The organism is Micromonospora sp. LOL_014, from assembly GCF_048060245.1.
Lineage (GTDB): Bacteria > Actinomycetota > Actinomycetes > Mycobacteriales > Micromonosporaceae > Micromonospora_E.
Genome location: NZ_JBHMIP010000012.1, coordinates 34,047 through 55,684 on the forward strand (window position 1 = coordinate 34,047; position 21,638 = coordinate 55,684).

Annotated in this window: 17 protein-coding genes; 16 read left to right on the forward strand and 1 reads right to left on the reverse strand. The window is 72.6% G+C overall.

Going from position 1 to position 21,638, the window contains the following annotated elements; all coding sequences use genetic code 11:
* Positions 1–6 precede the first annotated feature (6 nt).
* On the forward strand, positions 7–1,461 hold the full coding sequence (locus ACFHW1_RS12805) for an aldehyde dehydrogenase family protein (protein WP_416552522.1): 1,455 nt from the start codon (positions 7–9) through the stop codon (positions 1,459–1,461).
* Between the two features lie 101 nt (positions 1,462–1,562).
* Positions 1,563–4,109: an aminotransferase class V-fold PLP-dependent enzyme gene (locus tag ACFHW1_RS12810; RefSeq protein WP_416552524.1), complete on the forward strand. Its 2,547-nt coding sequence runs from the start codon at positions 1,563–1,565 to the stop codon at positions 4,107–4,109.
* Here ACFHW1_RS12810 and ACFHW1_RS12815 read toward each other — a convergent pair.
* Positions 4,045–4,800: a GntR family transcriptional regulator gene (locus tag ACFHW1_RS12815; protein ID WP_416552526.1), complete on the reverse strand. Its 756-nt coding sequence runs from the start codon at positions 4,798–4,800 to the stop codon at positions 4,045–4,047. The genes ACFHW1_RS12810 and ACFHW1_RS12815 overlap by 65 nt on opposite strands.
* Positions 4,801–5,108: 308 nt before the next feature.
* On the opposite strand from ACFHW1_RS12815, the gene ACFHW1_RS12820 reads away from it, so the two are divergent.
* From ACFHW1_RS12820 to ACFHW1_RS12885, 14 genes are all read left to right on the forward strand, one after another.
* The gene (locus tag ACFHW1_RS12820) at positions 5,109–7,130 is read left to right on the forward strand and encodes a primary-amine oxidase (protein WP_416552528.1); all 2,022 of its coding nucleotides are present in this window, start codon (positions 5,109–5,111) and stop codon (positions 7,128–7,130) included.
* Positions 7,131–7,311: 181 nt separating this feature from the next.
* A complete protein-coding gene (locus tag ACFHW1_RS12825; RefSeq protein ID WP_282231900.1) occupies positions 7,312–8,958 on the forward strand; it encodes an ABC transporter substrate-binding protein in 1,647 nt (548 codons plus the stop codon).
* A 30-nt stretch (positions 8,959–8,988) separates the two neighbouring features.
* The gene (locus ACFHW1_RS12830) at positions 8,989–9,858 is read left to right on the forward strand and encodes an ABC transporter permease (RefSeq protein ID WP_416552530.1); all 870 of its coding nucleotides are present in this window, start codon (positions 8,989–8,991) and stop codon (positions 9,856–9,858) included.
* Positions 9,855–10,907, forward strand: coding sequence for an ABC transporter permease (locus ACFHW1_RS12835; protein WP_282231899.1), 1,053 nt, complete (start codon positions 9,855–9,857; stop codon positions 10,905–10,907). Before ACFHW1_RS12830 ends, ACFHW1_RS12835 begins: the two co-directional genes overlap by 4 nt.
* 7 nt (positions 10,908–10,914) lie before the next feature.
* Positions 10,915–11,607 carry an alpha/beta fold hydrolase gene (locus ACFHW1_RS12840; RefSeq protein WP_416591602.1) on the forward strand — a complete coding sequence of 231 codons (693 nt, stop codon included), beginning with the start codon at positions 10,915–10,917 and terminating at the stop codon, positions 11,605–11,607.
* Positions 11,604–12,662, forward strand: a complete 1,059-nt coding sequence (locus ACFHW1_RS12845) for an ABC transporter ATP-binding protein (protein ID WP_416615475.1) — start codon at positions 11,604–11,606, stop codon at positions 12,660–12,662. Before ACFHW1_RS12840 ends, ACFHW1_RS12845 begins: the two co-directional genes overlap by 4 nt.
* Entirely contained in the window at positions 12,659–13,666 is a 1,008-nt protein-coding gene (locus ACFHW1_RS12850) for an ABC transporter ATP-binding protein (protein WP_416552535.1), read from the forward strand. Before ACFHW1_RS12845 ends, ACFHW1_RS12850 begins: the two co-directional genes overlap by 4 nt.
* Positions 13,663–14,427 carry an amidohydrolase family protein gene (locus ACFHW1_RS12855; protein ID WP_416615476.1) on the forward strand — a complete coding sequence of 255 codons (765 nt, stop codon included), beginning with the start codon at positions 13,663–13,665 and terminating at the stop codon, positions 14,425–14,427. The genes ACFHW1_RS12850 and ACFHW1_RS12855 overlap by 4 nt, the downstream gene beginning before the upstream one ends.
* Positions 14,424–14,879: a hypothetical protein gene (locus ACFHW1_RS12860; protein ID WP_416552539.1), complete on the forward strand. Its 456-nt coding sequence runs from the start codon at positions 14,424–14,426 to the stop codon at positions 14,877–14,879. Before ACFHW1_RS12855 ends, ACFHW1_RS12860 begins: the two co-directional genes overlap by 4 nt.
* Positions 14,880–14,935: 56 nt before the next feature.
* Positions 14,936–15,748 (forward strand): creatininase family protein, encoded by an 813-nt coding sequence (locus ACFHW1_RS12865; protein WP_416552541.1) that lies wholly within the window; start codon positions 14,936–14,938, stop codon positions 15,746–15,748.
* A gap of 44 nt (positions 15,749–15,792) precedes the next feature.
* Positions 15,793–16,425 (forward strand): cyclase family protein, encoded by a 633-nt coding sequence (locus tag ACFHW1_RS12870; protein ID WP_416552543.1) that lies wholly within the window; start codon positions 15,793–15,795, stop codon positions 16,423–16,425.
* 5 nt (positions 16,426–16,430) lie between these two features.
* A complete protein-coding gene (locus ACFHW1_RS12875) occupies positions 16,431–17,996 on the forward strand; it encodes a gamma-glutamyltransferase (protein ID WP_416615478.1) in 1,566 nt (521 codons plus the stop codon).
* Positions 17,996–19,957 (forward strand): FAD-dependent oxidoreductase, encoded by a 1,962-nt coding sequence (locus ACFHW1_RS12880; protein WP_416552547.1) that lies wholly within the window; start codon positions 17,996–17,998, stop codon positions 19,955–19,957. The genes ACFHW1_RS12875 and ACFHW1_RS12880 overlap by 1 nt, the downstream gene beginning before the upstream one ends.
* Positions 19,954–21,579 (forward strand): amidohydrolase, encoded by a 1,626-nt coding sequence (locus tag ACFHW1_RS12885; RefSeq protein ID WP_416615479.1) that lies wholly within the window; start codon positions 19,954–19,956, stop codon positions 21,577–21,579. Before ACFHW1_RS12880 ends, ACFHW1_RS12885 begins: the two co-directional genes overlap by 4 nt.
* Positions 21,580–21,638 lie beyond the last annotated feature (59 nt).

Consider the following 21,638-nt stretch of genomic DNA (forward strand, 5'->3'; position numbering starts at 1 on the left):
AGCCCGATGACGTCGTCTGTCGCCCCGCTGGCCGACCTGGAGCCGTTTCACGTCGACGGCGAGTGGATCGCCCCGGGCGGGCGCGCGCTGATCGAGGTGCGTGACCCGTCCACCGGTGCGGTGATCAGCCGGGTCGCCCAGGCCACCGCCGACGACGTGGACGCGGCGGTGGCCGCCGCCACTCGGGCGTACGCCGACCGCCGGTGGAGCGGGCTGGCCCCGCTGGAGCGCACCCGGGTGCTGCACCGGCTCGCCGACCTGATCGAGGCGCACCTCGAGGAGTTGGCGGTGCTGGAGACCCGGGACAACGGCAAGCCGATCGAACGTTCCCGGGCCGACACCGGCGCGGCGGCCCGGGCGTTCCGGCACTTCGCCGGGGCGACCAGCCGGCTGACCGGCACCGTGGTGCCGATCGACGGCGGCGGTCACCACGTCTACACGGTGCTGGAGCCGGTCGGCGTGGCGGCGCTGATCCTGCCGTGGAACTTCCCGATCATGACCGGCTGCTTCAAGATCGCCCCGGCGTTGGCCGCCGGCTGCCCGATCGTGGTCAAGCCGGCCGAGCAGACCCCGCTGACCATGTTGCGGGTGGCCGCGCTGGCCGCCGAGGCCGGCGTACCGCCGGGGGTGTTCAACGTGCTCACCGGCGACGGCGAGGTCGGCGCGGCGCTGGTCGCCCATCCTCAGGTGGCGAAGGTGTCCTTCACCGGCTCCACCGAGGTGGGTCGGCTGGTGATGGCCGGGGCGGCACCGACGATGAAGCGGCTCACCCTGGAGTTGGGCGGCAAGAGCCCGAACATCGTCTTCGCCGACGCCGACCTGGACGCCGCGGTGCTGACCGCGATGCGGGCGTCGTTCGGCCACTCCGGGCAGATGTGCACCGCCGGCAGCCGGCTGCTGGTGCAGCGGTCGATCCTGGACGAGATGACCGAGCGGCTGGCGGCGGCGACCCGCCGGGTGCCGCTGGGCAACGGACTGGACGGCGGGGTGACCGTCGGCCCGCTGGTCTCCGAGGAGCAGCGCCAGCAGGTGCTGTCGTACATCGAGACCGGCGTGCGGGAGGGCGCCACGGTCGCGGTCGGCGGCGGGGTGCCGGACCGGCCCGGCTACTTCGTCGAACCGACCCTGTTCACCGGGGTACGCAACGACATGGTGATCGCCCGGGAGGAGATCTTCGGGCCGGTGACCGGGGTGATCGCCTTCGACGACGAGGACGAGGCGGTCGCGATCGGCAATGACACGTCGTACGGGCTGGCCGCCGGGGTGTGGACCCGGGACCTGTCCCGGGCGCACCGGATGGCGGCCGCGCTGCGGGTCGGCACGGTCTGGGTGAACACGTATAACATCTTCGACCCGGCGTTGTCCTTCGGCGGGGTCGGGGACTCCGGTCTGGGCCGGGACCTGGGCGACGAAGCCCTGCATTCGTACTGCGAGCGCAAGGGCGTCGTCGTCGCGCTTTGACCGGCGGTGCCGGTCCGGTCGGTGGCACCTCGCCGGACCGGGCACCGCCCCGATCACCGATGGGATCCATCTTGAAAGACACTGCATCCCAGACTGGACCGGTGGGCGCGGTCGCGGAACCCGCCGACCCGGCGCCCGCACCGCTCGACCCGGCGGCGCTACGGGCCGTCACTCCCGGCGCGACCCTGGCCCACCACCTCAACGCCGCCGGCGCCGCACTGCCCAGCCTCGCCGTCCTCGACGCGGTCATCGACCACTTGCGGCTGGAGTCGCGGCTCGGCGGCTACGAGGCGGCCGAGGCCGCAGCCGAGCGGACCGCCGACGTCTATCACCTGGCCGGCCGGCTGATCGGCGCGACCGGGGAGGACGTCGCCCTGGTGGAGAGCGCCACCGTCGCGTGGCACCGGGCGATCGACGCGCTGCGTCTCGGCCCCGGTGACCGGATCCTCGCCTCCGCCTCCAGCTACGTCAGCTCCGCACTGCACCTGCTCGAGCTGCGCCGCACCCGGGGCATCAGCGTCGAGGTGCTGCCCACCGACGACTCGGGCGGCGTCGACCTGGACCAGTTGGAGCAGGCACTGCGGCAGCCGGCCGCGCTGGTCACCGTCGCCCACGTACCGACCTCGTCGGCGCTGATCGAACCGGTCGCGCAGATCGGCGCCCGGGTCGCCGCGGTCGGCGTGCCGTTGCTGGTCGACGCCACCCAGTCGGTCGGCCAACTGCCCGTCGACGTCGGCGCGATGCGCGCCGACATCCTGGTCGCCACCGGTCGCAAGTTCCTGCGTGGACCGCGCGGCACCGGGCTGCTCTACCTCGACCCGACGCTGCGCGAGCGCGCCCGGCCATTGACCCCGGACGTGCGTGGTGCCCGGTGGACCGGAGACGAGGAGTACGACCTGCTGCCCGGCGCCCGACGGTACGAGACCTGGGAGGCGTCGCACGCGCTGCGGCTCGGCCTGGGCGCCGCGCTTACCGAGGCGCTCGCCCTCGGCGTCGACGCCATCTCGGCGTACGTCAGCGGCCTGGCCGCCCGGTTGCGGGCCGAGCTGGCCGAGCTGCCCGGGGTGACCGTGGTCGACCCGCCGGCGGCCGGCGGCGGCATCGTCACCTTCGTCCGCGACGGCGAGGAACCGACCACCACGGTACGCACGTTGCGCGCCGCCGGACTGCACCTGGTCGCCGTGCCGGCCAGCCACGGCCAGTGGGACCTGGGCCGGCGCGGCCTGCCGGCGGTGGTCCGCGCCTCGGTGCACGTCTACAACGACGACACCGAAGTGGACGCGCTCCTGGCCCGACTGGCCCGTCCGACGGCCACCGGTGTGCCGACCCTACCGTCCGTGCCGACCCCACCGTCCGTACCGGCTGTTTCGGAGGCTGCGCCTCCGCCGTCGGCTGTGCCCACGGCGACGACGGCCGCGCCGGGCCCGGCTCCCGCGCTGCAGACCGGTGCAGACCGCCGGGCCGAGGTGATCGTCGTCGGTGCCGGCGTCCACGGTCGCAGCGCTGCCTGGGCGCTCGCCGCGCGGGGCGTCCGGGTGATTCAGCTCGACCGGCTGCCGGCCGGGCACACCGAAGGATCGTCACACGGACGGACCCGGATGATCCGCCGCGCCTACCCGTCGCCGGTCTGGGACGACCTGGTGGACCGCGCGTACACCGGTTGGCGCCAGCTGGAGCAGGCCGCTGGTCGCCGGTTGGTGAGCACCGTCGGGGGCCTGTACGCGCGACCGGCCCGGACCAGCAGCACCCTGCGTGGGCCGGATTGTGTCCTGGTCGACGCCAACCAGGCCGCCGGCATCGCGCCGGGGCTGGTGCTCGGCGCCGACATGGTGGCCGTACACGATCCGGCGGCCGGCGTGATCGACGCCGCCGCCGTGATGGACGCGCTGGCCGGGCTCGGCCGGACCGCCGGGGTGCACCGCCGCGACGGCTGCCGGGTAACCGGTTGGCATCCGGACGGTGCCGGGGTCCGGGTGCACACCGACTCCGGTGACTTCCTCGCCGACCGGCTGGTCATCTGCGCCGGACCGTGGACCGCCGACCTGGTGCCGGAGTTCGCCGGCCGGCTGACCACCGTGCGGATCGTCAACATCCACATCGGCTCGTCAACCCCGGCGTTGCTGGCCCCACCGGCGCTCGGCCCGTTCTCGGTCGAGGTCCCCGGCGTCGGTCTGCTCTACGGCATCCCGGCGTACGGTCCGGACGCCGTCAAGGTGGGGTTCGACCACGGGCCGGTTGACGACCTGAGCCGGGCACCCGGGCCGGTGACCGCCGCCGAGCGGGCCGAGCTGCTCTCTGTCGCCCGTCGGTTCCTGCCGGCCGCCGACGGCCCGGTCACCGCCGAGCTGGCCTGCCGTTACACCATGGCACCGGGCAACCGGTTCGCGGTCGGTGCGCTGCCGGCGCATTCGCAGGTGTTGATCGCGGTGGCCTGTTCCGGGCACGGGTTCAAGTTCGGGCCGGCGATCGGCACCGCGCTGGCCGACCTGGCGACCGGGGTGCCCCGGCCGGATCTGGAGTTTCTCGCTCCGGAGGCGATGGGGGTCGCCGGGGTGCCACCCGGGGACTGGGCCGCCGACCGGGTCAACCCCGGAACACCGTCGCCGATCGCCGCTCGTACCAGCGAGCCAACTGCTCACCGGCGCTGATCACATGGGCCTGCATCTCGCGCCGAGCGCGTTCGCCATCCTCCGCGGTGAGCGCGGCGATGATCCGTTCGTGCTCGTGGAAGTTGTCGTCGCGGTGCCGCGGATTGTCCTGCAGCACGAGTGCCGAGACGTTGCGCGGGAACGCCTCGTTGATCTCCTTGATCACCCTGGCCAGCCAGTCGTTGCCGGCCACCTGGTGGATGAGGGTGTGGAACCGGTCGTTGGCGGTGTTGGTGGAGCCGGCCAGGGCCACCCGGGCGCGGGCGACCCCCGGGTCGTCGTCGACCCGTCGCTGCGGGATGCTGCCCCGGGCGGCCTGCTCGGTACGCCGCAGCAGCGAATTGGCCTCCCGCAACTCGTGCAGGACGTCGTCGGTGATCCGGCTGACCGCCCGCTCGCAGGCCAGCGCCTCCAGCTCCGCACGGACCTCGTAGGCTTCCCGGACCTCCCACGGCGCCGGGACCCGGACCACTGCCCCACGGTGCGGCACCACCTCGATCAGCCCGCCGGTCTGCAGCTGCCGCAGCGCCTCCCGGACCGGGGTGCGGCTGACTCCGAGGAGCTTGGCCAGCTCGGCCTGGCGCAGTTGGGCGCCGATCGGGATCTCACCGGACATGATCTTGGCGCGGATCTTGGCCGCGGTGGCGTCGACGAGGGCACTGCTCGTGGTTTCCGTCGAGCTGACTGGCATGCCCGGTGCCCCTGTCTGATCGGTGTGCGGCCCAGCCGGCCGGGTTCCGGCCCGGCTGCCATCGTCTCCACAGTGGTGCGATGTGAGTGTCACGATAGCAAGCCGGCCGGCGACCCTGCGGGTCCCGTACATTTCGCTTTGGATCCTGGTTTTGGATCCAATGATCCTACGGTAGTATCCGAGACTACCTTGGCCAGGGAGTTCTTAGGAAGCACCGGCCCGCCGCAGCCACCACGACGCGACGCAGACCGACCCCAGACGAGCCGGACCGCATCGGAACGACTCCCGCGACGGCGACAGGAGCAATCGTGAGCGCGTGCCACCCCAGCCCGGACGGGCGCAACCACCGTAACCATCCGCTCGACCCACCCAGCCCGGCGGAGATCGCCCGGGCCGTCGCCGTCGCCCGCGCCGACGGTCGGCTCGGCGAGCGAACCCGGTTCTGGGGGGCCACGCTGGACGAGGCGCACGCCCGGGCCGTCCTGGCCGGCGCGGCCGCGGCCGGGGAGGTCCGACTCGGACTGGTGGCCATGGACCATGCCGCCGGCACCGCCTGGGAGATCGACGTCGCGCTGGCCGTCGGGAGCCGGGACGACGGTGCGGCGTCGAACCACGCTGCAGGCGACGGTGCCGCCGACCGCTGCCTGGACTGGCGTCCGCTCGACCCGCGTCGGCCCGGCATCACCTCCGAGGAGGCCCGCGCGGCCGCCCAGGCCTGCCGGCAGAGCCCGAGGTTCCGCGAGGTGCTCGCCAAGCGGGGCATCCACGACGTCTCCCTGGTGGTGGTCGACGCCGAGTCGATGGGCGGCTTCGAGCCGAAGCGGTACGCCGACCGGCGGCTCACCTGGGGCACCGTCTGGCACCGAGTCAACGAGGGCGACAACGGTTACGTGCGCCCGGTGCAGGGCGTGGTGCCGATCATCGACATGGCGACCATGGAGGTCCTGGAGGTCGAGGACCACGGCGTGGTGCCGATCTCGGACGAGGCCGGCCCGCTGGAGGCCGAGGCCTGGCCGGCCCGGCCCGGGCTGCGGCCGTTGGACGTCGTGCAGCCCGACGGTCCGAGTTTCGACGTCGACGGCTGGCAGGTCAGCTGGCAGGGCTGGCAGCTGCGGGTCGGCTTCACCCACCGCGAGGGCCTGGTCCTGTACGACCTGGAGTTCCAGGGCCGGCCGGTGGTCAAGCGGGCCGCCTGCAACGAGATGTACGTGCCGTACCTCGACCCCAACTCCACCCAGTACCGCAAGAACTTCTTCGACTGGGGTGAGTACGGGGCCGGGCCGTTGACCAACTCGCTTGCCCTCGGCTGCGACTGCCTCGGCGTCATCTACTACTTCGACACCGCCTACCTCGGCGGCGACGGCGACCCGGTGACCATCCCGAACGCGATCTGCATGCACGAGGAGGACCACAGCATCCTCTGGAAGCACAACGACCTGCGGCGCGGGGTCAGCCAGGTGCGCCGCTCGCGTCGGTTGGTCATCTCCAACTTCCAGACCGTGGCCAACTACGACTACGGCTTCTACTGGTCGCTCTACCAGGACGGCCGGATCGAGCTGGAGGTCAAGTTGACCGGGATGCTCTCCGCCTCCGGCATCGCTGACGGCGACGAGGTGCGCTACGGCCGGGTCGTCGCGCCGAACGTGCAGACGCCGACCCACCAGCACTACTTCGGGCTACGCCTGGACATGGCGGTGGACGGACCGCGCAATCGGCTGGTCGAGGAGCACGCCGAGGGCGAGACCGACCCGGAACTCGACCCGTACGGCAACGCGGTACGCAACGTGCGTACCCCGCTGCTGCGTGAGTCGCAGGCGGCGCGCCGCACCGATCCGTCGTCGGCCCGCCGCTGGCGGGTGGAGAGCACCACCCGGACCAACCGGTTCGGTGAACCGACGGCCTATCGGCTGCTGCTGCCGAACACCACCCGGTCGTTCGCCCGGCCGGACTCGGTGATGGCCCGCCGCGCACCGTTCATCCACCAGCACCTGTGGGCCACTCCGTACGACCCGCAGGAGCAGTTCCTCGGTGGCCGCTATCCCAACCACGCCGAGCCGGGCGACGACGGTGTGCAGGTCTGGCAGCGCCAGGACCGGTCGATCGACGGTGTGGAGCTGGTGCTGTGGCCGGTGCTCGGCACCCACCATTTCCCGCGTCCCGAGCAGTGGCCGGTGATGCCGGTGGACGCGATCCACATGATCCTTGAACCGGACGGCTTCTTCGACCGCAATCCGGCGATGGACGTTCCGGATCCGGCCACTGCCCGCGGCGCGGGCAGTGCCTGCTGCGCCACCGGAACAGACGGAACAGACGTGGTGCCGGCCGACTGACCCGGCCGGTACGTCGGCCACCGCGCCGGCCATGGGGGAACCTGTCCATTCTCGACATCCCGACACCAGACGTTCACAATCGCGATACGGACCCGAATCGGGTACCGCAGATGATGATTTTGGATCCAATCCAAATGAAATTTCATCCATCTTCGTCCCATACCCTGCCGAGGAGCGCACTATGTCGGACGATCCCCGCAACCTCCCGCAGAACCTGATAACCCGCCGCGCGATGCTGCGTGGCACCGGACTGCTCGGCCTCGGCTTCGGCGCCAGCAGCCTGCTCGCCGCCTGCGGCGTCGCCTCCGACGGCAGCGAAGACGGCGACGACGGCACCAGCAGCGGCGGCACCCTCACGCTCGGCATCGACGCCACCAGCGCCGTCCACGACCCGGCCTTCTACACCTCACTGGGCGACTGGATGGCGGTCGACTGCATCTGCCGTGGGCTGACCTTCATCTCCTTCGAGACCAACGAGCCGCAGGCCGACCTCGCCGAGAGCTGGGAGATCTCCGACGACGGGCTGACCTACACCTTCACCCTCCGCCAGGGCGTCACCTTCCACGACGGCACCACCTTCACCTCGGCGGACGTGCTGGCCAGCCTCGGTCGGCAGTTCAACGAGGACGACCCGACGCTGCCCGAGGGGTCGTCCCGGCCGCTGCGCAGCCTCGGTGCCAACGTCGCCTCGCTGGACGCCCCCGACGAGTACACCGTGGTGATGGTGCTCAACAGTCCGGACGCCACCGTGCTCAACCGGCTCTCCGACATCGGCGGCCGGATCATCTCCTCCGCCGCACTCGCCGAGTACGGCGCCGACATCGGCAAGAACCTGGTCGGCACCGGCCCGTTCCAGTTCTCCTCGGCCACCGCCGGGCAGCAGGTGGTGCTGACCGCTTTCGAGGACTACCGCACCGGCCGGCCCAAGGTCGACCGGCTGGTGATGCAACAGGTCCAGGACCCCTCGACCATCGTCAGCTCGCTGCTCAGCGGCGACCTGTCCGCCACCCAGTTCACCCCGTACTCGGCGGTCGAGCAGCTCAAGGCCGACGACGCGGTGACCTTCCACGAGACGCCGTACAGCTTCGACGCGATGATGATGATCGACGCCCGGCGGATCCCGGAGCTGGAGGTGCGCCAGGCGATAAACCTGGCAGTCGACCGCGAGGCGATCATCGCCCAGGCGTTCTTCGGGATCGGCGCGCCACCCGACGGCTACACGATCCCACCGTCGCAGGACGGCCACGACCCGAGCCTGGCTGACCTGAGCCGGTTCGATCCGGACGAGGCCCGGCGGCTGATCGAGTCGGCCGGTGCCAGCGGCCGGCAGGTGGCGTTGATGGCGGCCAGCGACTCCTGGCACCCGCGGGCGGCGCAGATCGTCGCGCAGAACCTCACCGACATCGGGCTGACGGTCGTCACTGACTCGGTCGACCCGGCGACCTACTTCAGCCGGCTGCTCGACCCGGACGACGAGTTCCACGAGCTGATGATCTGGGAGCGCAACTCCTACATCCCGGACCCGGACAACATGATCGGGGCGATGGGCCTGCCATCCGGGGTGTACGGCGACTTCACCTCCGGATTCAACACGCTGCCCGGATCCGAGGCGTTCGCTGACGACCTGGCCGCCGCGAAGAACCTGCCCAACGGTCCCGAGCGCACCGCCGCGTACAGCGACATCCAGCGCCGGTTCGCCGAGCAGTACATGGTGCTGTCGATGCTGTGCTACTCGGCGAACCCGGTGGTGACCGGGGCGAACGTCGAGGGCGCCAACGTCGCCGCGCTCGGCAACCACCGCTGCTTCATGGAGAACGCCAGTGTCTGATCCGATCCGCACGGCCCGGCCGGGGGACCGGTGACGGTCGCCGGGGCGCGGCCGGTCGGGCGATGGAGAGCCGCCTTCGCGCGGCGCTCCATCGCCCGGTCCTGGCTGGCCACCGTCTCCTGGCTGGTGGTCGTCGGTTTCGTGCTGATGGCGACAATCGGGCCGCTGATGATCGGCGCCGACCCGGAGCGGCAGTCCAACGTCACCCTCGCCGGGTTCGGCACCGCCGGGCACCCGCTCGGCACCGACGATCTCGGCCGTGACTTCCTGGCCCGGCTGGTACACGGCGCCCAACCACTGCTGCTGGTCGCGTTCCTCGCCACCGTCCTGGCCGCGCTCATCGGCACCACCGTCGGCATGCTCGCCGGCTACCTCGGCGGCTGGGGTGAGCAGATCCTGATGCGGGTCACCGACGTCGGGCTGGCCTTCCCGTCGATGCTATTGATCATCCTGGTGGTGGCGGCCAGCGGACCCGGCGTACGCAGTCTGGTGGTCGGGGTCGGGGTCGCGCTGTCACCCGGCCTGGCCCGGCTGGCCCGGGCGTTGACCGCCCGGGAGGCCGCCCGCGACTACGTGCTCGCCGCCCGGCTCGGCGGCACCCGGTCGCCCCGGATCATGATCCAGGAGATCCTGCCGAACATCGCCGGCCCGCTGCTCGCCCAGATCGTGATGACCCTGTCGGTGGCCGCCGGATTTGCCGCCGGCCTGTCCTACCTGGGCCTGGGCATCCAGCCGCCCACCCCGGACTGGGGCTACATGGTGCAGGCCGGCCAGGAGTTCATCTACTCGGCACCCCGGATGGCGGTGCTGCCCGCAGCGTTGACGCTGGTCTTCGTGGTCGCCAGCAACTTCGTAGGCGACGACCTGCGCGACGCGCTGGACCCGAGGAGCCGCCGATGATCCGGCTGCTGCGCGGCAGGTCACTGCCGATGCTTACGGTCCGCCGGCTGGCCAGCGTGCCGGTGGTGCTGTTCGTCCTGGCCTCCCTGGTGTTCCTGGCCATCCGCCAGCTGCCCGGCTCACCGTCGTCGACCCTCGCGGCCAGCGGCACCCAGGGCCTCAGCGCCGAGCAGATCTCGGCCAACGAAGCCCGGATCAACGAGGCACTCGGCCTGGACCGGCCGATCTGGGAGCAGTACCTGCGCTACCTCGGCGATCTGTTCGGGCTGGATCTCGGGCGTTCCTTCTACGGCGGCAACAGCGTGCTGGACCTGCTGGGTGGTGCGTTGCCGGCGACGATCGAGTTGACCGTCGCGGCGATGCTGATCGCCATCCTCATCGGGGTCGTCACCGGGGTGATCGCCGCGCTGCGCAAGGACACCTGGGTGGACACCGCCACCCGGTCCATCGCCACGGTCAGTTTCTCGCTGCCCTGGTTCGCCCTCGGCGTACTGAGCATCGTGGTCTTCGGCGTGTGGCTGCGCTGGATGCCGGTGATCGGTCGGCTGCCCAGCCAGCTCGACTACCAGCCCACCACCAACTTCGTACTCCTCGACGCGATCCTGCAGGACCGGCCCGAACTGGTCGGGCCGTGGCTGCATTACCTGATCCTGCCGGCGACCACCCTCGCGTTGGCGATGGCCGGCTTCATCACCCGGATCGTGCGGGCCTCGGTGCTGGAGGTGCTCAGCGACGACTTCGTGCGGACCGCCCGGATGAAAGGGCTGCGGGAGCGGACCATCCTGCGCCGGCACGTGCTGCGCAACGCCGGCCTGCCCATCGTGACCGTGCTCGGTCTGCAATTCGGTTCGCTGCTCGGTGGCTCGGTGATCACCGAGACCGTCTTCTCGTACCCGGGCGTCGGCAACCTGCTGGTCAGCTCGGTGCTGCAACGCGACTACCCGGTGGTGCAGGGCGCCGCGCTGGCGATCGCGCTGCTCTTCGTGCTGGTCAACGCCGTAGTCGATCTGTTCTACCTGGTCCTGGACCCGCGCCTACGGAGAGGATGAATCCATCATGGATATCGTGCTGGTGCACGGTGCTGGCGGCACCCCGAGCACCTGGGCCCACGTGGCACCGTTGCTGCGCGCCACCGGACACCGGGTTCACTTGGTGACCAATCCGATGAACTCGCTCGTCGAGGACGTCGCCAACACCACCGCCGTGCTTGCCGACTGCACCGCACCGGTGTTGCTGGTGGGTCACTCCTACGGCGGGGCGGTGATCACCAACGTCGGCCGGGACGAGCGGATCGCCGGGCTCGTCTACGTCTGTGCGTTCGCCCCCGACAATGGCGAGTCGATCCAGGACATCATCGGCCGCTACCCGCCCGCCGAGGTCAGTCGGCACATGCGACGCGGTCCGAACGGCGAATGGGCCTCGGAGCACAGTCCCGAGTACTGGGCGGAGATCGGCTGGGACGTGCCGGAAGCCGAACGGGACAACTTCGACGCCGACTCGCGCCCCAGCGCCGACGCCATCTTCGCGCAGCCCACCGGGGTGCCCGCCTGGCGCGACAAGCCGACCTGGTACCTGGTCGCCGCCGAGGACCGGACGCTGCGGCCGGACACCCAGCGGGACATGGCCGCCCGCGCCGGCGCTGCCGTCTCCGAGGTCGGCGGCAGCCACTTCACTCCCCGCGTGCGGCCCCACGCTGTCGCCGACCTGGTTGAGCAGGCCGTCGCCAGTATCACCGGAGCGCCCCGGTGACCTCCACCCCGACCGGCCCGGCCCCGACCGGCCCGGCGGCGCCGGTACTGTCCGTGCGCGGACTGCGGGTCGAGTTCGACGTACCGGCCGGTCGGCTGCCGGCCGTCGCCGGCGTCGACCTCGACCTGCACGCCGGTGAGATTCTCGCTCTGGTCGGCGAGTCCGGCTCCGGCAAGTCCGCCCTGGCGATGAGCCTGGTCGGGCTCAACCGGGCACCCGGCACGCACATCACCGGCCGGGTGGAGTTCGACGGGCGGGACCTGACCACCGCCAGCGAGGCCGACCTGCGCCGGGTCCGGGGCCGGGACATCTCGGTGGTCTTCCAGGACGCCCTCGCCGCGCTCAACCCGTTGCAGCGAGCCGGGGCCCAGGTCGCCGAGATGATCCGTACCCATCAACGGATCAGCCGGGCGCGGGCCTGGCAGCGGGCCGAGGAGCTGCTCGCCGACGTCGGCATCGCCAACCCGGCCCGTAACGCGCGCGCCTACCCGCACCAGCTCTCCGGCGGCATGCGGCAACGCGTCATGATCGCGATCGGGCTGGCGAACGACCCGACCGTGCTGATCGCCGACGAGCCGACCACCGCCCTCGACGTCACCATCCAGGCCCAGGTGCTGGCCACCCTCAAACGGCTGCAGGCCGAGCACGGCACCTCGATCGTCCTGATCACCCACGACCTCGGAGTGGTCGCCGAGGTCGCCGACCGGGTCGCCGTCATGTACGGCGGCCGCATCGTCGAGCAGGGCACCCGCGACCAGGTGCTGTACTCACCGCAGCACCCGTACACGATGGGGCTGCTCGACTCGGTGCCCCGGGTCGACGGGCCGGTCGCCGACCGGCTGCCGGCCATCCCCGGCAGCCCGCTTACCGGCGTCGACCGACCACCCAGCTGCGGCTTCGCCCCACGCTGCGCGTTCGCCCACGCCGACTGCGACACGTCGCCGCCCGAGCTTGTCAACCGGTACGGCGAACCGGGCCATGTCGACGCGTGCCTGCTCGACGCGTCGGCCCGGCACACCGCCCGCACCCCGACAGCGGTCGGAGGTCGACCGTGACCAGCGTGCCACTGATCCAGCTGACCGGCCTGCGGGTGGAGTACCCGGGGCGCGGCGGTGATCCGGTCCGCGCCGTGCGCGACGTCGACCTGGAGATCCGCGAGGGTGAGACCCTCGGCCTGGTCGGCGAGTCCGGTTGCGGCAAGTCCACCCTCGGCCGGGCCGTCCTGCGGATCACCGAACCCACCGCCGGCAGCATCCGACTGCTCGGCCGGGAGATCACCGGCCTGCGCGGGGCCGTGTTCCGGCAGATCCGCGCGGATCTGCAGATGGTCTTCCAGGATCCGTTCAGCTCGCTCAACCCGCGGCGGCGGATCGCCGACAGCGTCGCCGAGCCGCTGCTGCGCGGCCGGGGGGCCAGCCGGGCCGACGCCAGCCGGGCCGTCGACGAACTGCTCGACCTCGTCGGGCTGGGCCGCGACGCCGGCCGACGCCGGCCGCACGAGTTCTCCGGCGGCCAGCGGCAGCGCATCGGCATCGCCCGGGCGCTCGCCCCGTCACCCCGGTTCATCGTCGCCGACGAGCCGGTGTCCGCACTCGACGTCTCCATCCAGGCCCAGGTGGTGAACCTGCTCGCCGACCTGACCCGGGAGCGCGGGCTGACCATGCTGTTCATCTCGCACGACCTTGGCGTGGTGCGGCACATCGCCGACCGGATCGCCGTCATGTACCTCGGCCAGATCATCGAGGTCGCCGACCGGGACACCTTCTTCGGCAGGCCGGCACATCCGTACAGCGAGGCACTGCTGTCGGCCGTGCCCACCCTCGACCGGAAGTCCGACCGGGAACGGATTGTGCTCGCCGGCGAGCTGCCTGATCCCGCTCACCCACCGGCCGGCTGCCTGTTCCACACGCGCTGCCGGTACGCCGTCGACCGCTGCCGCATCGAAGCGCCGGCGCTGCGACCGATCCACCCGGGCCGTACGGTCCGCTGCCATTTGCCCTTGGTGCCGGCTGACATTCCGGCACCGTCGACCGTCACCACCGGAGGCACAGCACAGTGATCATCGACGCATACAACACCACCCAGGACGTCCGGGGCAGGTCCGACTACCTGACCGGTGCCCGGCCGGGGCAGGCGCCGCCACCGTACACGCCGTTCGACCCGCGACGAATCCTGGACCGGATGGACGCCGCCGGGGTCGACATGGCAATGGTCTGCTCCCTGGCCCAGCGGATCGAGAACGACTTCATTATCGGCCTGACCAAGGCCCACCCGGACCGGCTGTTCGGCTTCGGGCAGGTCCGCCCGGCCGACGACGACGCGCTCGACGAGATCGCCCGGATCGCCAACGCCGGCCTCAAAGGGCTCAAACTGCACCCCAGCCTGCACGGCTACCACGTCGCCGACCACGGACTGCTCGACCCGGTCTTCGCCGCCTGCGCCGAACACGGCCTGATGGTGCTGATCAACGCCCTCGATGACGCGTTCTGCGCGCCGCTCGCGATTGAGGAGATCGCCAAGGGGCACCCGCAGGTGCCGACGATCATCGCCCACATGGGAGCGGTCTGGAACGTTCCCGAGGCGATCATCGTCGCCGAACGGAACCCGCACGTCTACCTGGAGACCTCAGCCACGCTGATCAGCGACGTCAAGCGGGCGTACGCTCGGCTCGGCCCGGAGCAGATCCTGCTGGGCAGCGAGTGGCCCGGCTCCGACTTCGACCTGGAACGGATGAAGATTGCCAAGGCGATCCCGGACGCCGCGGACCGGGCACTCGTCGAGGGCGGCAACATGGCCAGGCTGCTCGGGATCACCGCATGATCACCGAGGATGTCGCTCCGGTGCCGGCACCGGCCGGGATGACCCCGGGCGAGGTCGAGTTGCTCGACGTCGCCCAGCGGCTGCTGTCGAAGGTCTGGGTCGCCGGCCGGCACGAGGTCGCCACCGCGCTGCGCGCCCCGGACGGCACCATCCACACCGGCGTACACCTGGAAGGGTCCTGCCGGCGCAGCTCGATCTGTGCTGAAGGTGTCGCCCTCGGCGCGGCCCGCGCCGCGTTGCCCGCCGGGACGCCGCTCACCGTCGACAGCGTGGTCTCGGTGCAGATCAAGCCGGCCGGCCGGTTTCGGGTCATCGCCCCGTGTGGGGTGTGCCGCGAGCTGATCAGCGACTACAGCCCGCAGGCCCGGGTCTGGATCACCACCGTCGACGGCGCCGTCACCGCGATGGAGGCCATCGACCTGCTGCCGGAGAAGACTCGCCGGGCCTGGTGACCCGTCCACGTATCGCACCGCGCCCGACTCCGTCCATGTACCGAGAGAGGAACACCGTGTCTGAACCGTCCCGCACCGACCTTGACCGGGCGGCGCTCGCCGCCGAGCTCGGCGGCCCCGGCACGCCGGTCGCCTGGGCCGACCTGACCTGGCCCGAGGCCGGCCAGACGGCGACCACCGTCGACTCGGTGATCATCCCGGTCGGCGCCACCGAACAGCACGGCCCGCACCTGCCGCTCGCCGTCGACACGCTGATCTGCGACGCGGTCGCCCGTGACGTCTCCGCGCTCACCGGCGTGCCGGTGGTGCCCCCTATCGGGTACGGCGTCTCCGCCTCACACGGCGACTTCGCCGGCACCATCGCGCTGCGCCCGGAGACCCTGATCGCCGTCGTCGAGGACGTCATCGACTCACTGCACGCCAGCGGCGTCCGGCAGTTCATCCTGCTCAACGGGCACATCTGGAACAACGGCTCGCTCGACGTATCCGCCGAGAAGCTACGGGTACGCCACCGCGACTCACGGGTACGGGCGTTGGCCTACGTGACCATGTACCCCGGACCGGAGGTCGACGGCCACGTCTACCACGGGCGCGGGCTGATGCACGCCAACTACTTCGAGACCTCGGTGATGCTGCACCTGTATCCGGACCTGGTCCGGATGGACAAGGCCACCTCGCACCGCGACGTCGACTCGTTCTGGGACTACCGGATGGACCAGGTCAGTGACACCGGTGTGTGGGGCCGCGACGTCGCCGACGCCACCGCCGAGCACGGCCGGGCCGAGTTCGACCGCTGCGTGGCGACCACCGCGCGGGCTGTCGCCGCCGCCGTGCGCGAACCCTGGCCCGACCCCACTCACCGGCCCTGACTGTCCGTTCATCGGCCGACCAGTGCCGCGAAGGAGCACTCCGCGTGAAAATCTACGACATCACCCTGCCGATCCACCCGAAGATGCTGCACTGGGGCCGCAAACCTGAGGTGGAGATCGTCGAGTCGCTGGCCAACGGCGACGCCTCCAACGTCACCCGATGGCGACTCGGCGCGCACACCGGAACCCACGTCGACGCACCGGCGCACTTCGTCGACGGTGCCACCCCGATCGACGAGGTGGCGCTGGAGACCCTGGTCGGCCCGGCCGTGGTCGCCGACCTGACCGCCGTCGACGGGGACGTGTCCGTCGCCGACCTGGTCGCCGCCGGAGTTGCCGGTACCACCCGGGTGCTGCTCAAGACCAGCAACTCGGCCGGCCCGTTGCGCGAGACCGAACGCGCCGAATCCTGGGTCGGGCTCTCCCCGGAGGCCGCCCGCTGGCTGATCGACCAGCAGGTCGCGCTGATCGGCATCGACTACCTGACCATCGAGAGCCACCGGCGCACCGATACCTGGGACGCCCACCACGCGCTGCTCGGCTCCGGCGTGATCATCCTGGAGAACGCCGATCTGGACGCCGTGCCGCCAGGGGAGTACGAACTGGTCTGCCTGCCGACGAAACTGGTCGGCGCCGACGGGGCGTTCGCCCGTACCATCCTGATCCAGCGAGACTGACCTACATGTCGATCGAGATCGCGCTCGCCGCGCCACATCCGTCCGCGCTGGACGCCGCCGCCGACGTGGTGGCGGCCGGCGGCGGCGTCGTCGACGCCGCCCTCGCCGCCGCCGCGGCGCTCACCGTCGCCTACCCGCACCAGTGCTCGGCCGGCGGTGACCTGATCGCTCTGGTCCGCACCCCCGACGACCGAGTCCGGGCGGTGCTGTCGGTCGGCGCGGCTGCCGCCGGCGTCGACGTCGCGGCGCTGCGCGCAGCCGGGGACCGGATGCCTGCCGGCGGTCCGCTGACCGTCACCGTGCCCGGTGTCGTCGCCGGCTGGGCCGCGCTCGCCGATCTCGGCGGCCGGCTGCCGCTGGCCCGGGTGCTGGCACCCGCCGTCGAGTTGGCCGCCGGCGGCGTCCCGGTCAGCCTCGGCCTGGCTGCGGCGATCCTGCGCAGGCTCGATGTGGTCCGCGCCGATCCCGGCCTGGCCGCACTGCTGCTCGACGGCGACGGTACGCCGCTGCCGGCCGGGGCGGTGCTGCGCCAGCCGGCGCTGGCCCGCACCCTCGGCACCATCGGCGCCGACTGGCGCGACTACTACCAGGGCGAACTCGCCGATACGCTGACCGCCGGGCTGGCCGCACTCGGCAGCCCGCTGACCACCGCCGACCTCGCCGGGCACGCCGCCGAGCTGACTGATCCACTGCGGTACTCCGCCGCCGGTTCCCAGGTGACCTGGTCGGTCGCGCCGCCGCCCAGCCAGGGCGCCACCCTGCTGGCCATGCTCGCCGCCGCCGGCCGCACCGCCGACGGCGGCCCGGCGGCCGGCGGTGCCACCAGCGCCCGGCCCGCTGACGCCGCCGCGCTGACCACCGCGCGGACCGCCGAGCAGCGCCGCGACACCCTGCTCGGGGATCCCCGAGTCGGCCCGGTCGACCTCGACGGGCTGCTGCTGCGCACCGACCCGCCGACCGGACCGGTGCCGCCGCCCGGCCCGAAACCGGCCGGCGACACCGTCGCGGTCACCGCCGTCGGCAACGACGGCACCACCGTCACCCTGATCCAGAGCGTCTTCCAGACCTTCGGCGCCGGCATCTGCGAACCCGGCACCGGCCTGGTGCTGCACAACCGGGGGTCGGTGTTCAGCCTCGACCCGGCCCACCCCGGCCGGCTGCGCCCCGGTGCCCGGCCACCGCACACTCTCTGCCCGGCGATCGCCACCGGCCCGGACCGGGTCGTCGCGCTCGGCTGCCAGGGCGGCCGGGCCCAGCCGTGGATCCTGGCCCAGGTCGCCGCCGACGCGCTGACCACCGCCGACCCGGCCGGCCTGCTGGCCTGCCCCCGCTGGGTGATCGGTGCCCGCGACGTCGGCCAGGACCGGCCCAGCCTGCTGCTCGAACCCGACACGCCGGCCACCGACGCGCTGCGGGCCGCCGCCGCCGATCTCAACCTGCGGGTGGTGCAGTTGCCACAGCGCCACGACGACGCCGGGCACGTCCAACTGGCCCGGCTCACCCCCGCCGGCCTCGACGCGGCCAGCGACCCCCGCGCAGACGGCGCCGCCCGGGTGCTGCGGGGCCACTGATGGACTCCGCCGAAGCGGCCACTCTGCTCGCCGACCCGTACCGGCTCGGGCCGGTCACGCTGCGGTCCCGGATCGTCAAGGCACCCACCTCGACCGGTGCGGCCGACGCCGGCGGGTACGCCCAGCCGTGGCACCGGGACCACTATGCGCGGGTCGGCCGGGGGAGCGCGTTGACCATCGTCGAGTTCACCGCGATCGACGACGGGACCGCCCTTGGCTTCCCCGGCCATCTCAGCATCGCAAGTGATGACCACGCCGCCGCGTTGGCCCCGGTCGCCGAGCGGATCCGGGCCGGCGGTCGCGTCGCCGGGCTGCAAATCGCCCACGCCGGACGGCAGCGCACCCTGCCGGGGGAGGCACTTGCCGCGTCGGCGGTGCCCTGGCCCGCCATCGAACACCGGCTCGGCCTGCGCCCCCGCGCGATCACCGTCGACGAGATCGCCGCCGTCGTCGACGGATTCGGCCACGCCGCCGCCCGTGCTGCCCAGGCCGGCTTCCAGGTGGTGGAGATCCAGGCGGCCAACGGCTACCTGCTCGCCGGATTCCTCTCCCCGCACACCAACCGGCGCGACGACGACTACGGCGGCGGTCCGGCCCGGCGACGTCGCATCCTGCTGGAGGTGGTCGCCCGCTGCCGGGCCGCGCTGCCGGCCGAGGTGGCGCTCACCGTACGGCTGTCTGACCGCGACCACGAACCCGGCGGGCAGGATCTGGCCGAGACCGCCGAGTTGGTCGCCGCCCTGGCCGTCACCGGCCAGGTCGACGCGGTGCACGTGTCGTCGGGCAACCACGCCACGCGGGTACGCCAGGTGCCGCCGGCCGCCGTACCCCTCGGAGCCGCCTGGCGCTCGGCCCGGACCCTGCGGGCCGCCGGGCTGCCCACCATCGCCTGTGGTGGGATCACCGAACCGGCACAAGCCGCCATGCTGCTCCGCGACGGCACCGCCGACCTGGTCGCGCTCGGCCGGGCTTTCCTCGCCGACCCGGACTGGGCGGCCAAGGCGCTGGCCGGTGCCGCCGGACGGATCCGCCCCTGCGTACGCGGCAACGACGGCTGCCACGCCCGTGCCGCCCTGGTCGGTCGGCCGGTCGCCTGCACCGTCAACCCATCGCTGAGCCTGCCGCCAGCCACCGCGCCGCCCGCGCCAGAGTCGTCCGACCCGGTGCAACCGGACGCGCCAGTGCTCGTCGCCGGGGCCGGTCCGGCCGGCCTGGAAGCCGCGCACCGGCTCGCCGGGTCCGGACACCGGGTCCGGCTCTACACCGGCGGCCGGCTCGGCGGGGCCCTGCGGGACGCGGTGGACAGCGGGGTGCACGACAGCTTCACCCCGTACCTGCGCTGGTTGACCGACCGGCTTACGGCGAGCACCGTCGAGGTGATCGACGCCCCGTTGCACCCGACTGACCTCGGTAGACAGTGGGCCGGGCTGCTGGTCGCCACCGGCGGCGTGGCGCGGCCGCTGCCCGGCGCGGTGCCCGCGCTCGACGTGTTGCGCGGCCTGGTGCCGCTGCCCGCCGACGGTTCGGTGCTGGTGATCGGCGCCGGCCGGACCGGCACCAGCACGGCGGCGTCGCTGGCCCGGCGCGGTGCCGACGTCACGCTGCTCGGCGACACCACCCGGGTGCTCGACGACGAACCCCCCGACGACCCACCGACCTGGGCCGACCTGCTCGCCTCGGTCGGTGTGCGGACCGTGCTCGGCCACCGGGCCAGGGTTACCAACGACCAGGAGGTGCAGGTGGACGGAACGGTACTGCGGGCCGGGCTGATCGTCGCGGCGGTCGGTCGCGAACCCCACCACGACCTGTACGAGGCTGTCGTCGAGGTGGCCGCCGGCCGGCCAGTGCTGCGCTGCGGCGACGCGCTGCGCCCGGGGCGGCTGCACGACGCGGTGCACGCCGGGGCGCGGGCCGCCCGGACCGTGCACGAGGCCCTCGCCTTCCGGCAGGTGACCCGGTGACCGGCGGTGACCTGCTCGTTGTCGGCGACGTGCGGACGATGGATCCGGCCGGCCCGCGGGCCGAGTCGGTGGCCGTGCGTGCCGGGCGGATCGCGGCCGTCGGTGACCTGCGCGCCGCCCGCGCCGCCGTCCCCACCGGTACGCCGGAGCTCGCCCCGCCCGGCGCGGTGGTGCTGCCCGGCTTCGTCGACAGTCACGTCCATCTGATCTGGGCCGGCCGGGCCGCTGCCCGGGTCGGGCTGGACGACGCGGTCAGCGTCCGCGCCGTCTGCGACCGGATCAGCGGGTACGCCCGCCGGCATCCCACCCGCCGATGGATCGAGGCCGACGCCGGCTTCGACCCAGGTGATCTGGCCGAATGTCGGCTACCCAGCGCAGCCGAGTTGGAGGCCGCCGCCCCCGGTCGGCCGGTGCTGCTGGATCGCAAGGGCCACGACGGCATCGCCAACCTGACTGCGCTGCGGCTGGCCGGGATCACCGCCGACACCCCGGACCCGCCCGGCGGGCGGATCGACCGGTACCCCGACGGCACCCCGACCGGGCTGCTCGTCGAACATCCGGCGGTCGCCCTGGTCCGGGCGGTGGTCCCGGAGCCGGACCAGCGGACGAGGATCGACTGGATCACCGCCGGGCAGGCGGAACTGCTCGCCCACGGGATCACCACGGCCGTCGACCCGGCGGTGCCGGCCGCAGAGCTGGCCGCCTACGCGGTGGCCGGACGGGCCGGTGCGCTGCGGTTGCGTACCGTTGCGATGCCGTTGGGCGGCGACGACGTCAACGACGCGCAGCTTCGCCGTACCCTCGATGATTGTGACTTTGACCGGGCCACGCCGGGTCTGCTGCGCGCCGGGCCGACGAAGCTGTTCCTCGACGGCGGCGGCTCGCTCGGCACCGCGCTGCTGTCGGCACCCTGGCCGGGCACCAACGGCTACCACGGTAACCAGAGTCTGCGTACCGAGACGGTGCGGGCGCACTGCGCGGCGGCTGCGGCCCATGGGCGCGGCGTCGGTGTGCACGCGGTCGGCGACGCCGCGATCGACCTGACGCTGTCGGTCTTCGCCGAGGTCGCGGCCGGTACGCCAATCGCCGGCCTGGGTTTTCATCTGATCCACGCCTATCTCGGTCCAGGGCCGGAGGCGATGGCGACCGCCCGGCGGCTCGGCGTGTCGGTGTCGGCGCATCCGGCGCTGCAGTGGGCGTTCGGGCTCAACCTGATCGACCGGCTCGGCGAGCCGGCGGCGGCCGCCGCCAACCCGCTTCGCTCATGGTTGGACGCGGGCGTGACGGTCGGGGGCGGCTCGGACGGCCCAGGGCCGCCGATGTCGGTGCTGCACGGCATCTGGCAGGCCCGTACCCGTCGGGTCCGGGGCCGTGACGAGCCGCTCGGTCCGGACCAGGCCCTCTCCGCCGCCGAGGCCTTGGCGCTGTTCACCACCGGCGCGGCGCAGGTCGCCGGCAACCCGCAGGCCGGCTGGGGCGGCGGGATGCTCCGGGTCGGCGAACCGGCGGATCTGACCGTGCTCGACGTCGATCCGCTCACCCCGGACGCCGACGTGCTGACCGCTGGCACCGTGCTGGCCACCATCGTTGCCGGCGAGGTCCGGCACACCGCCGCAGACTGACCGGCTGTTGCGCCTTCACCCGGCCGGGGTTCGGCCGGCACCGCTGGCCCGAGGGCCAC